Below are 20,616 nucleotides of genomic sequence, written 5' to 3' on the forward strand. Positions count from 1 at the left end.
CTTGCGGACCTCGGTTCGGCTAGCGTGCTTCGATCACATGTTCCTGCGAGCGCGCAATCAGCCAGCTCTCGCGCAGCAGACGTCTCACTTCAGAGGCGACATCCGCGTCGAGCATCGCCGGATATTTCGCCGTCACGGCAAAAATCTCGAAGCACGAGCGATCCGCCGACGGAAATGGCCCAAGCAGATCGCCCACCGCCGCGTTGAAAATCTTCGCCTCGATGTCCGGCTTCAACGATCCGCGCAACACTTTGCCGATCACGCCGCCGGCTTCGCGCGTATCCGCAATCGAGTGCTCGCGCGCCATGTCGGCGAAACTGTCGGGATCGTCGTGCAGGTACGAGATCATTTCCTTCGCCTTGCCTTCGCTGTCGAGCACGATATGGCTCACCTCGATCGCGTCGAACTTCGGCGAATTCAGCGCGAAATAATCCTTGATCGCCGCCTCGTTGCCGACCACGTCGAGCATCTTCTCCTGATACAGCCCGTCCGTAATGAAGGCCTCGAACTCGTCGAGACTCACGCCGAGCGCATCGAGGTACTGATTCATATCCGTCGCGCGATGCAAGCCGCGCACACGGCGGAACTGATCGGCGCGCTGCTGGATTTCGTCGGCCGTGACGGCAATGCCCTGCTTCTTGGCCGCATGCACCGTGAGCTTGTCGCGCACGATCTGCTCGATCAGGCTATCGAACTGGCCGGTCAGTTTCAGAAGACGAATGAACTCGGAAACGTCCACGACTTCGTCATCGATTCGCACTATCGCGGTCATGTCATCCGCTCCTTTAATTGACGTGTGATCGGCGCGCTCATCCCGCCACCTGTCTGAATGGATCGAGCCCCAGATCGATCAGGCGCCGTTCGCGCACCACGATCTCCGCGCTCGCCGTCATGCCGTAGCGCAGCGGATAGCGGGTGTCGGCGATCTGGTAGTAGTTCTTGTCTAGCGTGACACGCCCTTCGTACACCGGCTGCTTGTCCTGCAAGGACGGCTTGGTGGCCGGTGAAATATAGGCGAGCGTGCCGCTGATCAGCCCATAGCGCTGATACGGGAACGCGTTGAATTTCAGCTTCACCGGCTGGCCCTCGTGCAGAAAAGCACGATCGTGTTCGGCGATTTCGATCTTCAGCACGGGCTTCGCATCTTTTGGCGCGATGCCGCCGAGCGGCGCGTTCGCCTGGATCTTGTCGCCCCGCTGCGTGGAGGTCACGTCGGTGATGACGCCGGAGACCGGCGCGAGGATCAGCAGGAAGTTGTCTTTGTCGATGTTCTCGAAACGGATCCGCGCGGCGGCTTCGGACACGAGGCGCGCGGTCTGAAGTTGCAGACGCAGTTTGTCTTCGGCGTCGGTGATGTCGCGGACTGCCGAGTCGTACTGGAGTTGCAGGTCGGTGGTCTGCTGTCCGCTGGTTTCGAGTTGCGCATTGGCCTGCGCGTATTCGTGGCTCAGGCGGAAATCCAGCTCCGCGAGTTTCGATTGAGCGACGCGATAGGCGTTATCCGCTTCCATCGCGGCGGTTCGCTTCTGCTCCACCTGCAACTCGGCGATGCCGCCGCCACCCGGCTGAGCGAACAGTCGCGAGTAACGATCCAGCTCCTGACGCGCCGCCTCACGCGTGCGGCGCGCGTTGTCGAGCACACTGCGCGCTTCGTCGAGTTCGGCCTTCTGGCCTTCGGCGAGCTTGGTTGTGCCCTCGGAGACGCGATTTTCGTGCAGGCGGGCTTCTACTTCCATCTGCGCCTTCAGCGCGGCCGCCTTGCGCTCCATCAGCGCCTTCTTCTCGGGGAACTGCTTCCAGTCGCGCTCGGCGTCTTCGAGTTTGAGCTGCGCTTGCAGCGCGTTGCTCGCTGCCTCGATCGCGCCGCGCGCATTCAGGCGCGCCAGCACGTCGCCCTTCGACACCGGCTGCCCCTCGGCGATGTACAGGTCGGCGAGCTCGCCATCGATCGGCGCATAGATGCGGCGCACCTCCGATTCCGGCGAGAGCGTGCCTTGCGCACTGACGATCACATCCGCGCGCCCCACGAACGACCACAGCAAGCCGGCCACCACCAGCGCGACCATCGCCCAGATCAGCGCGCGAGCAAGCCGCACCGGCTCGGCGGTCAGAATCGCGATGCCTTCGACGCTGTGATCCTCCAGCGCCTCCGACAACGGTCTAGGGTGATTGTCGCGCTTCACTCTGCTCGCCTCCGATCAACGCCAGCTTCGCCTTCAAGAGTCCGGGGTCCAGCACCATGCGCAATTCGGTCAGCGAGCGGCGCTGCAAATCCGCTTCGGCCTGGATATCCGCGAGCAGGCGGTCGAAGTCGGCTGGATGATCCGCCTTCAGTTGCGTATAGATGCGCATGCCTTGTTGCGCGGCGGACTGTGCATCGGAAAGCAGACGCGCCTCGCTGCGAAAGCCGGGCGAAATTCCCGCTTCCAGCCGCTGCGTGCCGCCGATCGGCCCGCTCGCCCGATATTGTTTCCACAGGCTCTGCGCGCGCAGCATCAGGTCCTGGGCGCGCGCCAGCGCTTTGTCGTGCAACGCGGCGACGTCTTTCTGGATCGATTGCACGAACCACCCATCCGCCACCGGATCGAGACTGGCGTAGAACGACAGCAGGCGCTCGTCATAATCTTTGCCGCCGCGCGTCTTCTGCAAGTCGGCGAACTGGTCAAGCTGCGCTCTCTTGTGCACCAGTTCCGCGGCGATCACGTCGGACCACGGCCCGGCAGGCATGGCCTGCAAATCCGCCAGCGCCTGCTGGGTGTCGCCGCGCTGCCAGGCAGCGGTCGCCGCGTCATGACGCTGGATAACGTCCGCGGACGGCAGACGGCTTGCGGACAGTTGCTGAAACTGCGCCTGAAACGGCGGGGTGTTGAAACGCACCGTCTTCAGCAAGGCGAGCAATGGCGTCAGTTGCCGGCTGAGCGCCGCGTTCAGCACATCGGTGTAATGGTGCAAATCTTCCCGCACACGATCGAGGCCGGCGAGGCGCGGATAGCGCTGCGCGTAATCGTCAAGAATGGCTGGCAGCGCTGCGGGTTTGTCGCGCGCCAGTTCGGTGCGAATGGTGCCGTTCAGGCGGTCGATGGCGGCGAGATAGACCGAGTCGTCGCTTTCCAGTTTGCGCAGATGGCTCAACGCCTGCGCGTACGGCTCCGCAAAAATGGGCACATACGAGGCAATACGGTCGAGTGCGCGCTGATGGCCCCTGGCGTCGTCGTCCCAGCGTTGCAGCAGGCCGCCGATAGTCGCCTCGTCGGCGTACATGCGGATTGGTGCGTCCACCCCGCCGCGTCCCGCCACGAAGCGCTCCAGGTCGCCCACCCACTGCAATTCGCCGACCAGAGAAGTGGCGTCCGCATTGTTCGCACTCAACGCTCTCATCTCCTTGAGCAGCGTGTCGGCCTGATCGAACTGCGCCTTTTGCAGCGTACTCAGCCAGCCGGGGAGTTTCGCCTTCAGTAGCGCTTCGCTCGCCAACGCACTGACTTTCGTGTCGGCGGGGTGCTGCGCCAGATAGCCGTTTGCCGCCGTCACCGCGCTGGTGTAATCGCCGCTCGCCAGCAGGTTTCTCAACTCGCGCTCTGACGAACCGCGCAAGTAGAGCGTCAGCGCAATGGCCACCAAAAGGGCGCAAGCCGCGCCACTCCACCATACGGCGCGACGCGACAGGGTGTGATCGCCACCCGCAAAGGCCTTGCTGAGTTCTCCCGCGAGCAGCCGCCAACGCTGCGGCCGGCTCTGTGCTGCGTTCGTGCCATGTGCGCCGTTTGCGCTTTGCTTGCCATGAGTGCCGTTTGCGCCATGCGTGCCGTTAGTTCCGTTCGCGGTATTCGCACCGCCTGTCGGCGTGTCGCGTTTCGCGTGCGCGGACGCGGTCTGCGCCGCTTCGTTGACTTCGTCTTCGCGTTGTAGCCCTGGGTCCACGCAAAAGATATCGAGGAACGAATGCGCGGCGCCAACGAACGTGGTCTTGTCCGTGTCGGCGGCCTCGTCAGTAGCGGGATTGAGGAATAGCTGGGTCACGGTCGGCTCGACTTCGGGGGGTTTCTGCAGCGTCACCCTGTAGACGAAGTGGTCGCCGCCAAATGCAAGGAGGTCCCCCTCCACAAGCGGCACCGCGGTTTCGTCGAGCCGCTTTCCGCCGACGAATGTGCCGTTGGTGCTGCCGAGATCTTCGAGGTAGAGCTCACCGCCCTTCAGAAAGATGTGGGCATGACGCCGCGAGATGTAGTTGACCTGATGTGGATAGCGATCCTTGTAGCGCGAGAAAACCTCGTCAGCCTTGCTGATGAGAAAGGGGAACGCCTGCACGTCGATCGGCTGAAGCTCGAGGTCGTCGCGCTGCGGCACCAGCAGCAGGCCGGGTGCGGGCGCCGCGCGCGCGACGACGATCCGCGCGCGCGGCTCGATACTCACGCGGTAGCAAAGCTCGCCGCCGAAACATAGTTCGTCGCCGGCACGCAGCCGCGCGGGGGCTTGCCGCACCGCATTGCCGTTGAGCGTCGTGCCGTTCTTGCTGCCGAGGTCGGCAACATAGACGGCGCCGTGCTCCGTGAAAATCCGCGCATGGCGGCGCGACAGGCGGGTAAGGCGTTCGGCGGGATAGTCGGTGAATGGCGCTTCGCTGCGGCCGATCGCGAACAGGCTGTCGACGATCCGGATCGCGTCGAGTGCGGGACGCTGCGCGGACGCAACCGGCGACAGCACCACGTCGAACGCGGAGTCCTGTGTTGCACGCATCTCAGCAATCTGGGCTTCGCCGGTAGTCATTTTATCTGGATCACTAATCGTTTACCCGCTGCGACGAGCGCGCAACGGAAACGGCAAGAAGAGCTACGGCGAATTGCGGATATTTTAGCGAGCCCGGCAGAACCGGGCTCCTTACAAATTTTAAGTCACGCATGGCAAGTGTCAATTTTCTGATCGTCGGTTGAAAGGGCCATTCATGCGTCATATGCAGCCGATCGGATTAGCTCAGTGTTCCTTTACTTCCGCCTGCACATCCACGCTCGGCCAACCGCCGCCCAGCGCCTTATAAAGCAACACCGTGTCGGACAGAATCAACTGATGGTTAGAGAGCAGTTCCTGCTGCGCTTCCAGCAAGGTCCGCTCGGTTTCGAAAACTTCCAGTTGCGACACCACGCCGAGACGCAATTGCGACTGGATCTGCTCGGCGACGATTTGTAAACGCGACACCTCCTGCTGCAATTCCACCCGCTGCGCCTTGTGCGAATTCAGATTGACCAGCGCGTTCTCCACCTCCTCGAACGCACCCATGACGGCCACGCGGTACTGTTGTTCCGCGACCGTCGATTGCGCTTGCGTGACCTTCACATGAGCCCGCACGCCGGGATCGAGCAGGGGGATGTTGATGCTGGGCATGAATCCGTAGGTGAACGACTTCAGCAAATCGGTCAACGCGAAACTCGCGGTGCCACCGTGGCCGGTGAGGTTGATGGTGGGCAATTGCGCGAGCTTGGCCTGGCCGACCAGGTCGTAGGCTTCCAGCACTCTGAACTCGGCGGCCACCACGTCAGGCCGGCGCGCAAGCAGTTGCGCGGGCAAGCCGTCCGGCACCACGGGCAGTTGCACGCGTTGCTGCAAATGCCCCTTGGGCAACTGGAACTCACCTGCCGGCACACCGAGCAGCGTGCACAACGCGTTGTTCGCGACATCGCGCGAGCGGCGCAGTTCGAGCAACTGATTCGTTAGACGGTTGATCTCAGCTTGCTGGCGCAATACCTGGGTTTGCGGCACGAGGCCGTTGCGGCGTTGGCCGTCGTAGATGGTGAGAATCTGCCGGTTCGTGACCAGCGTTTGTTGCTGCTGCTCGATCTGGTCGTCGAATTGCAGGATCTGGAAGTAGGTACTCGAGACGTTCGCCACCAGTTCCAGATAGCCGGCGCGCCAATCCGCTTCGCTGGCGTGGAACTCGGCCTTCTGTGCCTGAACGCCCTTCTCCACTTTGCCCCAGATATCGATGTCCCAGCTCACCTGCGTCGCGACGTTGTACTGTTTGGAAAACGTCTGACGCGTAGTCTTTTCGAAATCGGCGCCGCCGCCGAGATCCATGGTCGGCAACGCGCCTGCCTTGGCCTCGCCGATCTGCGTGCCGGCCACGTCAATACGTGCGGCCAGCACCTTGATATCGAAGTTGCTCGCGATCGCCTTCGCGATCAGCGTGTCCAGATACGGATCGTGGAAGCCTTTCCACCAGTCCGGCTCGATGGTCGCGGCCGCCGATACCGGCGAGCCTTTCTGATCCGACCAGGACGCCTTGGCGGGCGTATCCGGCCGCTTGTAGTCGGGCATGCTGACATCGATACACGCACTCAGCGACAGTGCGCAAACCGTTGCAGCGCAGAGTCCGCGCAGCGCCGCTGCCATGCGGCTCGCACTCGCCGGCCGGTGGCCAGGACAGCACCGCGCTGTGGCGTTGAAAAAGCGCTGACGAACCATTGAATCAAGCAACGCTGACACGATTTTCTCCGATGACACCGGCTACGTTGCACGAGGAGAACGCGCTATTTAAGTAAAGCATGTCCTGCCCGGCTTCACCATCGAAGCGGTGCAGGAAGGTCGGCGCGGGGATCGGGCGGTGACGCTGGGGTCGTGTGGAAAGAACGATTGGATGCGAAATCTTTTTGACGCGCGGGGGTTGCCTGAGCTTGCGCGTCCCGCGGAGGCCTGAGAGCCTCCGCGGCGGCTTACGCCGTTCAATACACGTTGATGTTGTTGCTCGAGGTCACATGCGGGTCGATCGTGGTGGTGACGCCGGCGACGAACGCTGCGTTGTTGCCGTTGGCGCTCTGAATGTTCATTTCGTTGCTGATCAACTGCGTGGCGCTGACATTCTTGCTGTTGTTCGGCGTATACACGGGCGAGTAGTTGAAGAACGAAGACGACGGATAGCCGTAGCCGAAGCCGCCACGCACGGCGCTCATGGCCTTGCTGTCGAGTTGAGCGGTGATGGACAGGTCTTTGATCATCAGCGTGTTCATGGTAAATCTCCTGGAAGGGAAACAGCACAGTCTTGCGGTTGGGTTCGAGCATCTTGTCTGCTCGAGTGTCACTAATGCATGGGCTGTGCCAGCTTTGCTTTCCGATCCTAAGAAATCTTGCGAACGGCCGTAGATAAAGGGTTTCGGGGATGATATGCCGCTAGTGGCAGCGCGACCGCGACGATGCGGCCGGTTGGAGCTGGTGGATCACAACCAACAACGCCTGCAACTGTGTTGGCTGTGACGTAACACCGAAGTGGAGCACCGCCTCAGCGTGCAATCACGGTGATCTTCTTCGAGTACACCGGCGGGTTGTGCGGTATATGCATGTCGTCGCCCATCAGCAGTTGCAACGTGTGCTTGCCGGGCGGGAGTTGAATCATCGTTTCCGTCTCACCCGCGCCGAAATGCAGATGATTGCGGTCTGACGGAATTTCCTGGTCCATCGGCGGCAGGTCGGTGTCGATCAGCAGATGATGGTGCCCGGTGTTCGGATACTTGACGCCTTTCGGCGCCACGCCCATATAGCGCAGGCCGAACCACACCCGAATCGCTTTGTTGGCCTGCACCACCTGGCCATCGTTCGGATAGCCGATATAGGCGTGCGCGCCGGCCGGCGACGGCGTCGTACCGGCCGTGGCGAGATTCGGCGAGGCCAGTGACGCCAATGTCGCAAGTGCCACGAGCGCCGCGAGCGCGATGATCTTGTACATGTTGGTCTCTCCGTCCTGACGGACCCGCTATGAATGAACGGGACGCGCTAGTCTTTTAGCACGGTGATGGTGATCTTCTTCGAATACACGGGCGGTACGTGCGGCACGTGGTTCTGGTCGCCGAGAATGAGTTGCAGGGTGTGCTTGCCCGGCGGCAACTCAACACGCGCGTCGGTCTCACCCGCACCGAAATGCAGATGATTGCGGTCCGACGGAATTTCCTGGTCGAGCGCCGGCAGGTCGGTGTCGATCAGCAGATGGTGATGCCCGGTGTTCGGAACCGCCACACCCTTCGGGCACACGCCCATGTTGCGCAGCCCCATGCGCACCCACAGCTTGCCACCGTGAATCACCGTGCCATCCGACGGCCAGATGATGTATTCCTCGGCGCCCGGTGGCGAAGGCGTTTGTTCGGCACGCGCGGACTCAGACGTAAGCGCGATACCGAGCAGGAGTGAACAGGCGGCGCACAAAGCCGTGCCGAGCGTGACAAGGCTCGCCTTCGTTCCACGACGTTTGTCGAGCACGCCAAGTGTGAGGGTTCTTCGCATTGCGCACTCTCCCGAAGAATAGCCGTCCCCGCCCCGGCTGCGCGAAGCGCAGGCTGGAGGCTCCGACTGGATGTCGCGGGCGCTCGCGTAGTTGCACGTGGGTTCACGTGACGGGCCGACGTCGATGAGCTGCCGCTTTATTAAAACGGCCGTACAGCGCTACTTTGTGAATTAGCTTAGGACGTAACTTGCCAAAAAGATACGCCACACTCGTTAACCGTATAACGCATTAACGATGTGCGGACCATTGTCACGCGCAAACCGCGTGCTATCGTTGTTCATAGGTTCTCGATGGAGAGTCGATCACGGCATCGATGCTGCGATCGGTTCGCGCCAAAGGCTGACGCGGGCGGCGCGGTCGTCGAAACCCTATGTTCTGTCCGGAACAAACAGGATACGAATATGTGGCGAACATTCCTGCTGGTGTGCATGGTCGGGGCGATTCAGGCGCACTCGGGCAGTGTTTATGCCGCGGCGCAGCGTGACGGCGCGGAACACGGCGCTGCCGCCGCGCGCACGACGGCCACGTCCAGCGCGCCGCTCACCCTGCAACAGGACAAGCCGCAACCGGCGCGTATCGCGCTGGTGATCGGCAACGGCGCATACGGCGATCATGCAGACCCGCTTCGTGGCAATGCGCCACGCGACGCAGAAGCCATGCGTGACACACTGCGTGCGCACGGCTTCGACGTCATCATGCGCACCGATGCGACGCCGCAGCAAATGCAGCAGGCGATTGGCGAATTCCGCCAACGTCTGCGTGAAGGCGGCATTGGGCTCTTCTATTTCGCGGGACACGGCATGCAAATCGGACGGCAGACACTGCTCGTGCCCGCTGGTCTCGACGCACGCGCGCCGGCTCGGCTGGTCAGCGAAGGCGTCGATCTGAATACCGTATTGCAGGCGATGCGTGCACCGCGTGCCGGCGCGCTCAATCTCGTGATTCTCGATACTTGCCTGAACAACCCGTTCTCCGCTGATGTGTCAGTCGATAAAGCCACGTTGCCCGCCAATACCCTCCTCGCCTACGCAACGGCGCCGGGCGGCTTTGCAGCGGACGGCATGCGGCACGGTGTCTATACGGGCGCATTGCTGCGCGCGTTCAACGAGGCGTCTTCATCGCAGGAACTTGCGGGCTTGTTTCAACGTGTCGCGGCGAGAGTTAGCGGGGTGACTGGCGGCGAGCAAACGCCGTGGATTGCCTCTTCGCTTGCCAGGGACGTGAGCCTGAGCGCGCCGGTATCTCGCGGCGCTGGTGCAGCGCTCCTCGCCGCTGCCAGCGACGATGCAATTGCCGCGCTGCACAGTAGAGGCATTCTGCCTAAGGACAGCAGCGAGCAATATGAGATCACCTTCTGGGACTCCATCAAGGACAGTAACTACCCAAGCGACTACGAGGCCTATTTGAAGGCCTATCCGAACGGCCGCTTCGCCGCGCTCGCCCACGCGCGCATCGACCGGCTACGCGCTGCTGCAGCGGCGAGTGCGCCATCTGCTGCACCGCCGGTTGCACCATCGCCTCAAGCCGCGCGGCCAGCCGCACCGGCCAGCGTCGCGCCACAAGACCACCCGCGCCCCGCCACGCCGACGCCACCCACGCCACCTGCAACGACCACCCCACCCGCTGCACCTGCCGCGCAAGCAGTCGCACAAAAGCCCACGACGCATCCGCCGAGCGCCGGCGAAAGCCGCGACTGCGCCACCTGCCCGATCATGATCGCCTTGCCCGCGGGCTCGTTTTCGATGGGCAGCAGCACCGACGACCCCTCCGAAAAGCCCGTTCATCACGTGACCATCGGCGCGCCGTTCGCGATCGGTAAATACGAAGTGACCGTCGAGCAATGGAATGCGTGCGCCGCGGCAAACGCCTGTCAAAAGCTGACACCCGAAAGCAATACGAACAAGGCTGCACCGGCACGCGACCTCAGTTGGGAGGACGCACAGCAGTACGTGAAGTGGTTGAGCAAGACGACCGGCAAACCGTATCGCTTGCCCACCGAGGCCGAATGGGAATACGCGGACCGTGGCGGCACCACGACGGCATACTGGTGGGGCGATCAGATGCGCAAGGGTAACGCCAATTGCAAGGACTGCGGCGATCCATGGCACAAGGAAGGGCCCGAATCCGCCGGCTCGTTCGCGCCGAATCCGGTGGGCCTGTATGACATGAACGGCAGCGTTTGGGAGTGGGTCGCCGATTGCTGGCATAACTCCTACCAGGGTGCGCCCGCCGACGGCCACGCATGGGACAGTCCCACCTGCGACATGCGAGTGATTCGCGGCGGTTCGTGGCGCGAAGGCGGGAGCTACATGCTGAGCGCGACACGCTTCAAATACAGCGCGAGCGTGCGCCAGTCGCAGGATGGCTTCAGGGTAGTTAAGGATCTTAAGTAAAGCGTAGGCTGCTGGGGCGGCGGGAGCTTCTATCGAACAGCGCGCGCTTGTGGGGCTGCGCGCTGCTCCAGGGCTGCGCGTGATTCCACGCCATGCGTGCTTCCTGGCCTGCGAGCATTTCACGGGCGTTGTGAGTGATCCTGACGCGTCGCTTAAGGCGTGCGGGGCTTCGTCGTGATCGGCGCGAAATCCGCGACGATATGATCCTGACCGTATTTGCCGCCGATCTGCGCGAGTCGCGTCTCCAGTGCGCGCAGATAGTCCGCACGTGATTCGCTTTCGGGCCGCGGCTTGTCGAATAGCTGCGCCGGCGTAATCAACAACACCACCATCTCCGATCCAAACGGCTTCGAGATGATCCAGTCACCCGCGCTGCCGATCGTGGCTGCATAGTGCGGGGGCGCCTGATTGTCCTTCGCACGCGGACTCGGCACCATGTGCACGACGCTACCGTCGAGCTGGTAGTAATCGAGGTTCACGTACGAGTCGAATGCGGGCGTGGTGACGTCGACGATAAGCGGATCGCCTTCGCTCAACAGGCCACCGGGCGGCCGCACATGCAGCGACGCAACGTGGCCCGCTTGCCAGTTGTGGGTCCAATAGGGTGCGAGCGCTTTGATCGTGTCGCATTTGTCGTCGGCTATTGGCTCGACCTGGAGCGCGAGCGTATCGACACCCGGCAATGCTGTCAGCGTGTCCTTCAGATGCGCTGCGCCGTAGTGTTGCGAGACGTAGCCGCGCACTGTCAACGAATGGTCCCGCGCCGAAGCGGACAGCGCCGAACACGGTACTTGCGCCAAAACCGGCGCGATGGCGGCTAAGGTCAACGCGGGTTTGGGCGCGGGCTGCGCGGGCGGTGGTGCGCCGGGCGCTGCGGCGGTTGGCGCGGCGGTTAGCGCTGTGGTTGTCGCGGCAGATGAGCCGGCGGCCGACCTTGCGGTGCCTCCAGCGACCGGTCCGGCAGTTGCGGATGACTCCGGCGCATTCGCCGCCGCCGAAGCGGCCTGATCCGCCGACGCCTCCGAAGCCGCCACAGCCGGCTGCTGGCCATCCTGACGATTCGGAGCCGAACGGAAAGCAAACACGCCGACAGCCGCGGCACACACCACCGCAAAACCCGCGAATCCCGCCTTGACCAACGTCCCCGACTTCTCCGCGCGGGCTTCGTTATCGAATTCCGCGATGAAACGCACGACACTCGGCATGCGCGTGTTGCGATCGAACGAAAGCGTAGCCCGCAACGCGCGCCACTGCTTCGCATCGAGATTGGGCGGACGCTGCGGTTTGAAGTCCGCGTTGCGAGCCTGCGTCGCCGACAAACGGTCGAACGGATGATGGCCCGTCAACAGCTCGTAGGTAATGCAGCCGAGCGCGTAGATATCGTCGCGCGGGTCCGGCTCGCGATGCTCGATCATCTCCGGACTCGCATACGCGGGCGTCAACGCGCCGAGACTGCCGGGGTCGAAGACAGTTGCATCGCTCTCCTCCTCCGGCCGCTGGAACACGCGGGCAATGCCGAAGTCGATCACCTTCACTTCAGCATTCGTCGTGAGAAAGACGTTGGCGGGTTTGAAATCGCAATGCACGAAGCCGTGTTCATGCGCATAGGCGAGCGCATTGCACATGCCGCGCACAATCGGCAGCGCGGCTCGAACCGGCATGCCCTTATAGCCCGGCGTGCGCAAAAGCTGGCTCAGCGGCTTGCCGGTCAGGTACTCCATCGTCAGGTAGACGATCGGTCCGTCCCGGTCGAAGTCGTACACCGTGATGATGTTGCGGTGTGCGAGCACCTGCGCCTTGCGCGCCTCGCGTTGCAGTGCGACGAGCGAATTCGGATTGCCGCGGAACTGGACGTTGAGCACCTTGATCGCGAGATACGGTTTGCGATCCGACGCTTCGAGCTTGCGCAAATCGAGCGCCTTGTACACCGTACCCATCCCGCCGACGCCCAGACATTCCTCGAGGACGAAGCGGTTGTTCAGCGTGTCGCCGGTGCCTTTGATCTGATCATGTCCTGGCGCGCCGGCGGCGCTCGCTGCGCCTACCGAGCTTGCAGCGTTGGCCGCACTGGCGGAGCGTACCGACGGTATCTCGACGGTGGTCTGCATGCCGGTTTCCTCGCCGCCCGCCGCCACGTTCGAGACGCGCAACTGTTCGATGCGCCGCCGCACTTCGGCATAGAGATCGTCGGGTAGAGGGGCTTTGCGATGCGCTGCGCCAAGCATTTCCAGCAGCTGCGTGCGATCGAGTCCGTCGGTCGTCAACGTGCTGTCAAGTTGAGCCACGAACTCGTCACGTGACAGCTCGCCGCTCTGATAGTCGCGAATCACATGCGCAAGGCTAGCCATTTGTGCGAAGCGCCCCCGCTGCCGTTGGGCCGGATCGCAAGCGACCGGAGCCTTTCGGGCTGATAGAAAACCTGTCGTAACCAGTTACATGCGCCGCTTCGATACTAGCTCCCGACCCGGTCTTTCGCAAACCAGGATTGCCCCGCTGCGTGCACGGCCGGCGAGTGTCTTGCGACATCCAACAGAATCCGATGCGTTGTTGGGTACGCGCCATCAGCCGCGAGTCGTTCGCTAGCGACCTTGTTGCTACTTCGATGCGGCGACATGGCGTGAAAGCCTTGTGCATCAGGCGTTCGTCAATTTTCTTAGGATGCACGAGTAAAACTGGCACAGCCCATGCATTAGTGACACTCGAGCAGACAAGATGCTCGAACCCAACCGCAAGACTGTGACGTTCCCTTCCAGGAGATTTACCATGAACACGCTGATGATCAAAGACCTGTCCATCACCGAACAACTCGACAGCAAGGCCATGCGCGCCGTGCGTGGCGGCTGGGGCTACGGCTTCCCCAGCACGTCGTACACCAACATCAGCCCGGTCTTCGCGCCGAACAACAGCAAGAATGTCAGCGCCACGCAGTTGATCAGCAACGAAATGAACATCCAGAACGCCAACGGCAACAACGTTGCGTTCGCTGCCGGCCTCACTTCGACGATCAACCCCAGCGTCACGTCGAGCAACAACATCAACGTCTAAAGCCTGATTCGGCGAAGCGGAGAGGCCCTTGGCAATTTCCGCTTCGCTCCGATCACGCCCGTCTTCCGCGCACCTTTGGAGAATCACCATGTCATCCCTCATGATTCGCGATCTATCCCGCACCCGCGAGCTCGACCGCCGCGCAATGTCGGCGGTGGCCGGCGGCACCGGCAGCAGCGTGCCCGGCCTGCCCTCGGTGGCCGGCCTTAGCGGCATCGCCAATGTCAACGTCTCGGTGAACCAGAACCTCAGCCAGATTCAAACCGTCAATGTTGCCGCTCTCAACAACATTGGCGTGATCGGCGCCGGCTTCGTGCCGTTGAATCTGAATGTCAGCCCGTCGCTGTGGGGCGCCAATTACGCCAACGTTTAACGGCATGCAGTAGCGAAGGACCGGGGGCTTCCCTACTGCTGCCTGCTCACATCCGGCAGGCGAGCCGTAAGCAGATTTCCTATACTGATAGTGCGACGAGACCTCAGCACAGTTAAAGACACTCCCGAGCGACGGCTGGCCAATCGCGCCAGCCGCCGGCTCGATCGCTTCCCCGGAGCCACCATGGCAAAGCTCGCTATCAAAGACCTCACCGACAGCGTCGAACTCGACCGCCAGGCGATGGCCGCCATTGTCGGCGGCGCACGCATCGGTGCACGTGCGAGCATCGCCGTGCAGGTGGTGCCGAGATCCGCACGCGTCGTCGACTATCCGCCGGGTTTTCCCGCAGCGCACCAGGCCATTGTCGATGTGCGCGTTGATGCGGTGCCGCGCAATTCGTCGCGCAGCTAGGCCTTTGATCAGACATTCGCAGCAACGGCACGCGCTTAACGCGCGTGCCGTTTGCGTTTGATGCATTGGCGTTTGTTCTGCTTGCCATTCGCATGCGTGCCGGTGGTGCGGGCACACTGCATGGCGCGCTTCGAACCAGATCGATACCGACATCTTCGACAACCGTTTTAAAAGGTCCTTCTTATAGGACGCACGAGAGGTCCGCAATTGGAAACGAGCGCAACCGCCAGGCTATTCCTGCGACGGATGAATTTGTTCGATTAACCTGGTGAATGTCCGCACGCAGCGACGTTAGCGACCGTGCACTCACCTATGATGGTTAGGACGCCACGTGGTTTTATGCCGTCCGCCGATAGCACCTGCCATCCGGACAGCATCCTGGCGCAGAAGCGTTGGCGGCGGCGAGGCACGCAAAAGCGTCGCACAGCGCGAACGGCGATCACGACCCGCCACGAGCCGGCATCGCCAAACCATATTGGAGACACACAATGAAATTCATCGTGCAATGGGATGGCCTGCCGACCGCGGAAAACTCCGTCATCGAGCGCTTCATGAAAACCGGCGGCCAGGCGCCTGAAGGCGTCAAATTGCTGGGACGTTGGCATGCGATCGGCGGATTGCATGGCTTTGCAGTCGTCGAGGCGGACGATTCGCGCGGACTGTCGGCGCTGGCGCTCGAATGGGGCGATTTGCTGACCATGAGCATCTTCCCCGCGGCGACTGACGAAGACCTCGGCGCGGCATTGGGTGCGTATCAGGCCACGCGAAAATAAGTCCGCAAGTAAGACAGCCATGACGCCCGACCTTGACACGCCCCTACCCACCGGACAACTGCTGCCGTTTCGCGAGTCGCTGCTGGCGATGCTTGGCGTTGCCTTCGTCTCGATGCTGGTGGCGCTCGATCAAACCATTGTCGGCACCGCACTGCCGCGCATCGTCGCCGATCTGAAGGGATTCGATCTGTACGCATGGGTCGCGACGGCTTATATGCTGGCTTCAGTGATCACCATTCCGATCTTTGGGCGGCTGGGGGATCTGTTCGGCCGCAAGCCGTTTCTGATCGCCGCGATTCTGTTGTTTACCGGCGCGTCGGTACTGTGCGGATTCGCCACCAGCATGCTGTTGCTGGTAATTTCGCGCGGTTTGCAGGGGATAGGCGGCGGCATTCTGATCGGCACGGTGTTCGCCACCGTTGCCGATCTGTTTCCCAATCCGAAACTGCGGCTGCGCTGGCTCGTGTTCGTCACGTCCGCGTTCGGGGTCGCGAATATGGTCGGGCCGACGCTTGGGGGAGTGCTCACACAATACGGCGGCTGGCGGCTGGTGTTCTTCGTCAACGTGCCGGTCGGCCTCGTGTCGCTGCTGTTCGTCCAGCGCTTTTTGCCGCCACTGCATCATCTGAGACACAAGGGGCCCGTGCGGCTCGACTGGCTCGGCGCGTTCGTGGTCGCAGTCACGTTCGGTTCACTGCAATTGCTGATCGAATTGTTTCCGAAGTACGGCGTCAACACGGTAACGATCGTGCTGGCCGTCGTTGCGGCGAGTTTTGCAATGACGCTGTGGCTATGGGAGCGGAGGATGAAGTATCCGATCATTCCAGTGGATATGCTGATGGACCGTAAGCTGTCCGCGCTCTTCGCGATGTCTGTGCTTGGCGGTTTCGCGCTGTTTTCGCTGGTGTTTTACGTGCCGCTGCTGTTTCAGGGCGGCTATGCAATGTCCGCGCACGATTCCGGCATGCTGATCACGCCGCTGCTGCTCGGCACGACCGTCGGCAGCGTGGTGAACAATCGTATCGTCACGCGGATCCGTCGCGCGAACGGCATTATGTATGTCGGTTTCGCGCTCTCCGCGTTGGCATGTCTGGGCGTGATCGTACTCAGAGGTACCGAGCCGCACCTGGTGTGGATGTCGTGCATGGGCATCAGCGGTCTCGGGCTCGGTCTCGTGGCGACCAGTCTGACCGTCTGTTCGCAGCAGATCGTCGCGCGTGATCAGATCGGCGCGGCAACGGCGTTGCTGCAATCGCTGCGTACTTTTGGGGGGATGCTGGGCACGGTCATGACCGGTGCGTTGCTCGGCCATCTCTATACCCAGGGGGTGCATCGCTCGCTTGCCTCGTATCAGGCGACGCAGTGGTTCAAATCGTTTGCGAGTCCCGAACTGCTGGTGGACCGCGCGGAGCAGGCGGCGTTGATCAATCGTCTGGTGAGCGCCGGGCATGCAGGCGATGCGATGATGAATTCTGCGCGGGATGCGCTCGTGCAGTCGATTCATATCGGCATTCTGGTGGCGGGTGCGGCGGCGTTGATCGGGTTGTGCCTGGCGTGGTTTGTGCCGCCGGTGAAGATCAGTTATTCGGAGGCGGAGTTGGTGGTGGGTGGGCCGGCGCAAGCGGATGCGATTCCGCCGCGGGGGAATGCGCTTTAGGTGGTTGTGGGGTTGGGCTCCTGGTCTGGTTTCGCCAGCTTGTCAGCACTCTCCCGACACCCTGATAGTGGTGCGCGCAACAAATGGCCTGACGCTACCGAGCCACCCAGCTTCCAACAGTCCTCTGCTTTTTCTGTCTGCTTCTTGAGGTTTGGAGGCACTAACTTGTGCCGTTTGACATGCATCATGTCGATGCGCTCTTGCGAGCAAAAGCGCCCTTATTGAAGACCCGGAAAGTTACTTCCTGAAGTCCTTCCGCGATCGAAATAGCCCTTAAATAAAGGACAATTCGACGCCCTGCTCGCACGAACGGTCATCAGAAAGCTTGACCGCACGATTGTGATTTCTTACCATAGGCGGCGCCGCTTGCGTACTTTAGACCAACTTGTTTTCAACCAGGCGCGCGCATAGAACAAGGCCAAAACTAAACAACGAGGTCTTCCGGGGTTCTTGCATGACAATGGATGAAGACATCGCGCACGTGGCGCGTGTGATGGCGCCGTCTTTGCGCGCCTTTCGTGGTGAACCTGTGCTGCCACCAGCATATTGGCGAAAGCGACTACAGCGCATACAGGATGAATTCCCCCTGACCGAATTGCAAACGTTTCAGATCGAGCGTTTGCTTGGGGAGTTGGATCGGTTTGAGGCGGAAGCTCAAAGCCGCTCACTTACCTGAGCGCACAAAGAAACCACTAACCTCCTCCATGCTCTTCGCGGCTTGCGTGTTACGCGCAACGGGACGTAACGGAGCCCACGTGTTACGAGTTACGTCGCTGGAATACCACCGGAGAAAATGAGATGTCGCTGCCCACAGGCTCAGGTCGAGCCCGCGGGTAGCAGGCTGCACATCTGGCATAAATCTCGCTTGATCGCAGCGCGTCGTCACACAAGAGCGTGAGTCATAGGCGCGTCAAGAGAAAACAGATGCTGCAAGGTATACCAGCAGCCACACACGCTACGGGATCGTATGACAATCGGGTTGAATCTCATCCCCAAACTTTGTGTTTTGGGCGTCTTTTTCTACTTATATGTAAGCGTGAACACCGCCGCATGGGCTACAAGACGCCACGAGGGGAAGCTGCTGTTCCTGGAATGGCAACCGACGCGCGCACGTGGATCGCAGGAGCTGAAGCGGCTGAACCTGCTTAGGCGACTGCGTCTTTTTGCTTTCCTGACTGCAATCGTTGCAGTCGTTGCGCAAGCATTCATCTTTTTCCGCTAACAAGAACAGCACATGAAAATCGGATATACAAAGGGTAACTACCCCGAACAGCGCTGCGTTCTGGGAAAAGTGCCTGACAGCACATATCAAAAGACCGGCAATCCGATTTTCATCCGACTCCTCGCGAAGATCGAACGAAAGCTCAGCAGAAAACAATTGTCGTTCTTCGATTTTTTCCACGTCGAGAAAGGAACACCTGACGTTGACTGCTTCCATTTTTTCAATGACGTTTCGAACACCCGTAAACCTTGGGTGTCGACGTTCGAGTCGATTATTCCGCGCGAGAACTTCTATCTCGATGCCAAGCAATCTCACAACGCAGACGGCTCGCTTAGACATAGTCGGCTGGTCCGGTACAAACTTGGCCTGATCGCTCGAGACAATTGCAAAAAAATCATTGCACTTTCTCAGTGCAATATGCGAATGCAACTTCGCATGCTGGAGTCTTATCCGAAACTTAGGGACGCCATCGCGCGAAAAATGGTGGTTATTCCACCGCCTCAGGCGTTGATAAGTGGTTTCGCCGAAAAACCGGATGATGGCATTGTCCGTTTCACGTTCGTTGGCCGACAGTTTTTTCAGAAGGGAGGCTACGAGATCCTCGAAGCGTTTGCACGTCTTGAATCGGAGGGAACCACGGGGTTCGAACTGACGCTGGTAGGCGATCTTTCCGAGACCTGGAATCACGCGCACCGCGGAGCTCAGGATAAAAAGGAAACAGCGTCGCGCGCACACGCGTTAATTTCCAGTAGTCAGCGCATCACGCACAAAACGAATTTGCCGTACGCCGAAGTCATCGAACTATTGAGGCGCACGCACGTTGGCCTGTTACCGACATGGGCCGACACTTATGGGTACTCGGTCCTGGAGTTCCAGGCGGCGGGTTGCCCGGTCATTACGACAAATGTTCGCGCGCTGCCAGAGATCAACAACGGTTCGGTGGGATGGCTTGTGGATCTGCCACTCAACGAATCAGGCGAGCTCGACGTGAGTAACGAAACCGTCAAACGGCAGCTTCGTGATGGGATCATCGACGGCATCTACAAAGCAGCCCGCGATGCGATCGAGCATCCTGAAGCATTGCGCGAGCGGGGACAACGATGCATTGAACGCGTGGCCTCCGAGCACAGCCCGGCTACCTATGCGGATCAACTGAATCGGCTCTATGCCGCGTGATTCCCGGTGCCGATGAAAACCACCACCTTCAATTGATCCGCTAGCGCCGCATTTCAGCCTCGGATACGACAATCCGCGCGTTCACCGCATCAAGTGCGGTCATGACTTCTTCTGATCATATCAACGTGCCAGTTGCGGCCCCCGCATCACCTCTACGTGGTAAATACCATTCTGACCTCCGCTCCATCTCGATGGCTCGCAGCGCTTGCGAAGGAACGTTTGCCTGAAACCAAGGTCAGTGATCGTCAGCGAACATACGTATGATTCGTCAGCCTGTACACTCTGGAAACGTCGACAAAAGCCTGTCTGGTAAAACGGCGAGCATTTCAAATACATGGAGTTCGCATGCCCGTACGCTGGATTATCAATATCATGCTAATGCCACTTATACTAATTGCAGTGGTATGCGCTGCTTTAGTTGCAATATCCATAGCCAGCTATGACGAACTGCTCGAACGCACGCGCCGTTTCAGGCAGTCCTAGTGTTCTCGACTGGCAAAGACAGACTTCCGAATACCGAAAAACAACGCTCCGCCGGGTCCGCCACTATCAACAGCCGTGCGTGGATCCCGCCTAAATAATGCCTATCGGCCCAAATCAGAAAAACTCTGACTGCCCGTTATGCCACTCCCCGGCGTACTTCCGCCGAGATCAGATTGTAGTAACTCATCCGACGCGTCCGTATTCTCCGCACTGCCCATACCGCCCATACTGCTGGACACTTTGTTTCGCATAACCCTCATCGCAGTGCCACTTCCCATTCCGACGCCGGCCACTGCCGCCACACTGGTCCCCCTGGCCATGCTCAGACCGCCGGTCGCGCCGATACCGATTCGTGCACTGGCGCCGGCGCCCACGCCCATCCCCCCACTAGCACCCATACCCCGACTCATGCCGGCCATTAAACTGGAAGAGCCTGGTCTTTGCCCCAACCCTCGCTTCTGCCCGATGCCGCCTGCCAACATACCCGAAACTTGCTGGGTCTTTACGTTCGAAACCGCGGAAGGGTCTAGCGTATTCTCTACGAGTGCGCCTTGCTCACTATAGGACGGTGCCTGATATTCGGATTCTTCCTTTTCGGCCGCAATCCGGTTTTTTCGTCCCGCGTATCTAATACGATAGTGCCCCTTCAGGGCATCGGCCTCTGCTTTGCGTGCCGAAAAACTCGATACCGTAAAGGTACCTTCTCCGTAGCCGGCTTGATCGAAAGGCGCCACGGAAAGTGCATCACCTTCAACCTGAGCACACGCGCAGTTAGCCAAAAATAAGTAAGTTATCAAAGAAGCGATTTTTATTTTCATAC

The 20,616-nt window shown here is 60.7% G+C and carries 18 protein-coding genes; 9 read left to right on the forward strand and 9 right to left on the reverse strand.

Annotation, left to right across the window (positions count from 1 at the left end):
• Positions 1 to 19: 19 nt before the first annotated feature.
• The 7 genes from M0D67_RS15275 to M0D67_RS15305 all read right to left on the reverse strand — a co-directional run bounded on the left by M0D67_RS15275 (position 20) and on the right by M0D67_RS15305 (position 8,262).
• Entirely contained in the window at positions 20 to 772 is a 753-nt protein-coding gene (locus M0D67_RS15275; protein ID WP_266239067.1) for a peptidylprolyl isomerase, read from the reverse strand.
• A 37-nt stretch (positions 773 to 809) separates the two neighbouring features.
• Positions 810 to 2,183, reverse strand: coding sequence for an HlyD family efflux transporter periplasmic adaptor subunit (locus M0D67_RS15280; RefSeq protein WP_266239068.1), 1,374 nt, complete (start codon positions 2,181 to 2,183; stop codon positions 810 to 812).
• Positions 2,161 to 4,767 (reverse strand): FHA domain-containing protein, encoded by a 2,607-nt coding sequence (locus M0D67_RS15285; RefSeq protein WP_266239069.1) that lies wholly within the window; start codon positions 4,765 to 4,767, stop codon positions 2,161 to 2,163. Before M0D67_RS15285 ends, M0D67_RS15280 begins: the two co-directional genes overlap by 23 nt.
• A gap of 204 nt (positions 4,768 to 4,971) precedes the next feature.
• Positions 4,972 to 6,384 carry an efflux transporter outer membrane subunit gene (locus M0D67_RS15290; RefSeq protein ID WP_171925989.1) on the reverse strand — a complete coding sequence of 471 codons (1,413 nt, stop codon included), beginning with the start codon at positions 6,382 to 6,384 and terminating at the stop codon, positions 4,972 to 4,974.
• A gap of 329 nt (positions 6,385 to 6,713) precedes the next feature.
• Positions 6,714 to 6,998, reverse strand: coding sequence for a hypothetical protein (locus M0D67_RS15295; RefSeq protein WP_154562776.1), 285 nt, complete (start codon positions 6,996 to 6,998; stop codon positions 6,714 to 6,716).
• 269 nt (positions 6,999 to 7,267) lie between these two features.
• Complete coding sequence (locus tag M0D67_RS15300; RefSeq protein ID WP_266239070.1) at positions 7,268 to 7,711, reverse strand: DUF4399 domain-containing protein; 444 nt, start codon at positions 7,709 to 7,711, stop codon at positions 7,268 to 7,270.
• Positions 7,712 to 7,758: 47 nt separating this feature from the next.
• Complete coding sequence (locus M0D67_RS15305) at positions 7,759 to 8,262, reverse strand: DUF4399 domain-containing protein (protein WP_233464951.1); 504 nt, start codon at positions 8,260 to 8,262, stop codon at positions 7,759 to 7,761.
• A gap of 402 nt (positions 8,263 to 8,664) precedes the next feature.
• Here M0D67_RS15305 and M0D67_RS15310 point away from each other — a divergent pair, with 402 nt between their 5' ends.
• Positions 8,665 to 10,656, forward strand: coding sequence for an SUMF1/EgtB/PvdO family nonheme iron enzyme (locus M0D67_RS15310; RefSeq protein ID WP_266239071.1), 1,992 nt, complete (start codon positions 8,665 to 8,667; stop codon positions 10,654 to 10,656).
• A gap of 152 nt (positions 10,657 to 10,808) precedes the next feature.
• Here M0D67_RS15310 and M0D67_RS15315 read toward each other — a convergent pair whose 3' ends face one another.
• The gene (locus tag M0D67_RS15315; protein ID WP_266239072.1) at positions 10,809 to 13,004 is read right to left on the reverse strand and encodes a serine/threonine protein kinase; all 2,196 of its coding nucleotides are present in this window, start codon (positions 13,002 to 13,004) and stop codon (positions 10,809 to 10,811) included.
• Positions 13,005 to 13,419: 415 nt separating this feature from the next.
• Here M0D67_RS15315 and M0D67_RS15320 point away from each other — a divergent pair, with 415 nt between their 5' ends.
• The 8 genes from M0D67_RS15320 to M0D67_RS15355 all read left to right on the forward strand — a co-directional run bounded on the left by M0D67_RS15320 (position 13,420) and on the right by M0D67_RS15355 (position 19,313).
• Positions 13,420 to 13,701, forward strand: a complete 282-nt coding sequence (locus tag M0D67_RS15320) for a hypothetical protein (RefSeq protein WP_154562784.1) — start codon at positions 13,420 to 13,422, stop codon at positions 13,699 to 13,701.
• 88 nt (positions 13,702 to 13,789) lie between these two features.
• Complete coding sequence (locus tag M0D67_RS15325; protein ID WP_154562786.1) at positions 13,790 to 14,074, forward strand: hypothetical protein; 285 nt, start codon at positions 13,790 to 13,792, stop codon at positions 14,072 to 14,074.
• A 183-nt stretch (positions 14,075 to 14,257) separates the two neighbouring features.
• Complete coding sequence (locus M0D67_RS15330; RefSeq protein ID WP_154562788.1) at positions 14,258 to 14,485, forward strand: hypothetical protein; 228 nt, start codon at positions 14,258 to 14,260, stop codon at positions 14,483 to 14,485.
• A 488-nt stretch (positions 14,486 to 14,973) separates the two neighbouring features.
• Complete coding sequence (locus M0D67_RS15335; RefSeq protein WP_154562790.1) at positions 14,974 to 15,258, forward strand: DUF3303 domain-containing protein; 285 nt, start codon at positions 14,974 to 14,976, stop codon at positions 15,256 to 15,258.
• A 19-nt stretch (positions 15,259 to 15,277) separates the two neighbouring features.
• The gene (locus M0D67_RS15340) at positions 15,278 to 16,915 is read left to right on the forward strand and encodes an MFS transporter (RefSeq protein ID WP_266239074.1); all 1,638 of its coding nucleotides are present in this window, start codon (positions 15,278 to 15,280) and stop codon (positions 16,913 to 16,915) included.
• 454 nt (positions 16,916 to 17,369) lie between these two features.
• Positions 17,370 to 17,591: a hypothetical protein gene (locus M0D67_RS15345; RefSeq protein ID WP_266239075.1), complete on the forward strand. Its 222-nt coding sequence runs from the start codon at positions 17,370 to 17,372 to the stop codon at positions 17,589 to 17,591.
• Between the two features lie 303 nt (positions 17,592 to 17,894).
• Entirely contained in the window at positions 17,895 to 18,137 is a 243-nt protein-coding gene (locus M0D67_RS15350; RefSeq protein ID WP_266239076.1) for a hypothetical protein, read from the forward strand.
• Between the two features lie 12 nt (positions 18,138 to 18,149).
• Complete coding sequence (locus M0D67_RS15355) at positions 18,150 to 19,313, forward strand: glycosyltransferase family 4 protein (protein WP_266239077.1); 1,164 nt, start codon at positions 18,150 to 18,152, stop codon at positions 19,311 to 19,313.
• A gap of 584 nt (positions 19,314 to 19,897) precedes the next feature.
• Here M0D67_RS15355 and M0D67_RS15360 read toward each other — a convergent pair.
• Entirely contained in the window at positions 19,898 to 20,614 is a 717-nt protein-coding gene (locus tag M0D67_RS15360; RefSeq protein WP_266239079.1) for a hypothetical protein, read from the reverse strand.
• Positions 20,615 to 20,616 lie beyond the last annotated feature (2 nt).

Source organism: Paraburkholderia sp. SECH4 (genome assembly GCF_030511745.1).
Classification (GTDB): Bacteria; Pseudomonadota; Gammaproteobacteria; order Burkholderiales; family Burkholderiaceae; genus Paraburkholderia; species Paraburkholderia madseniana.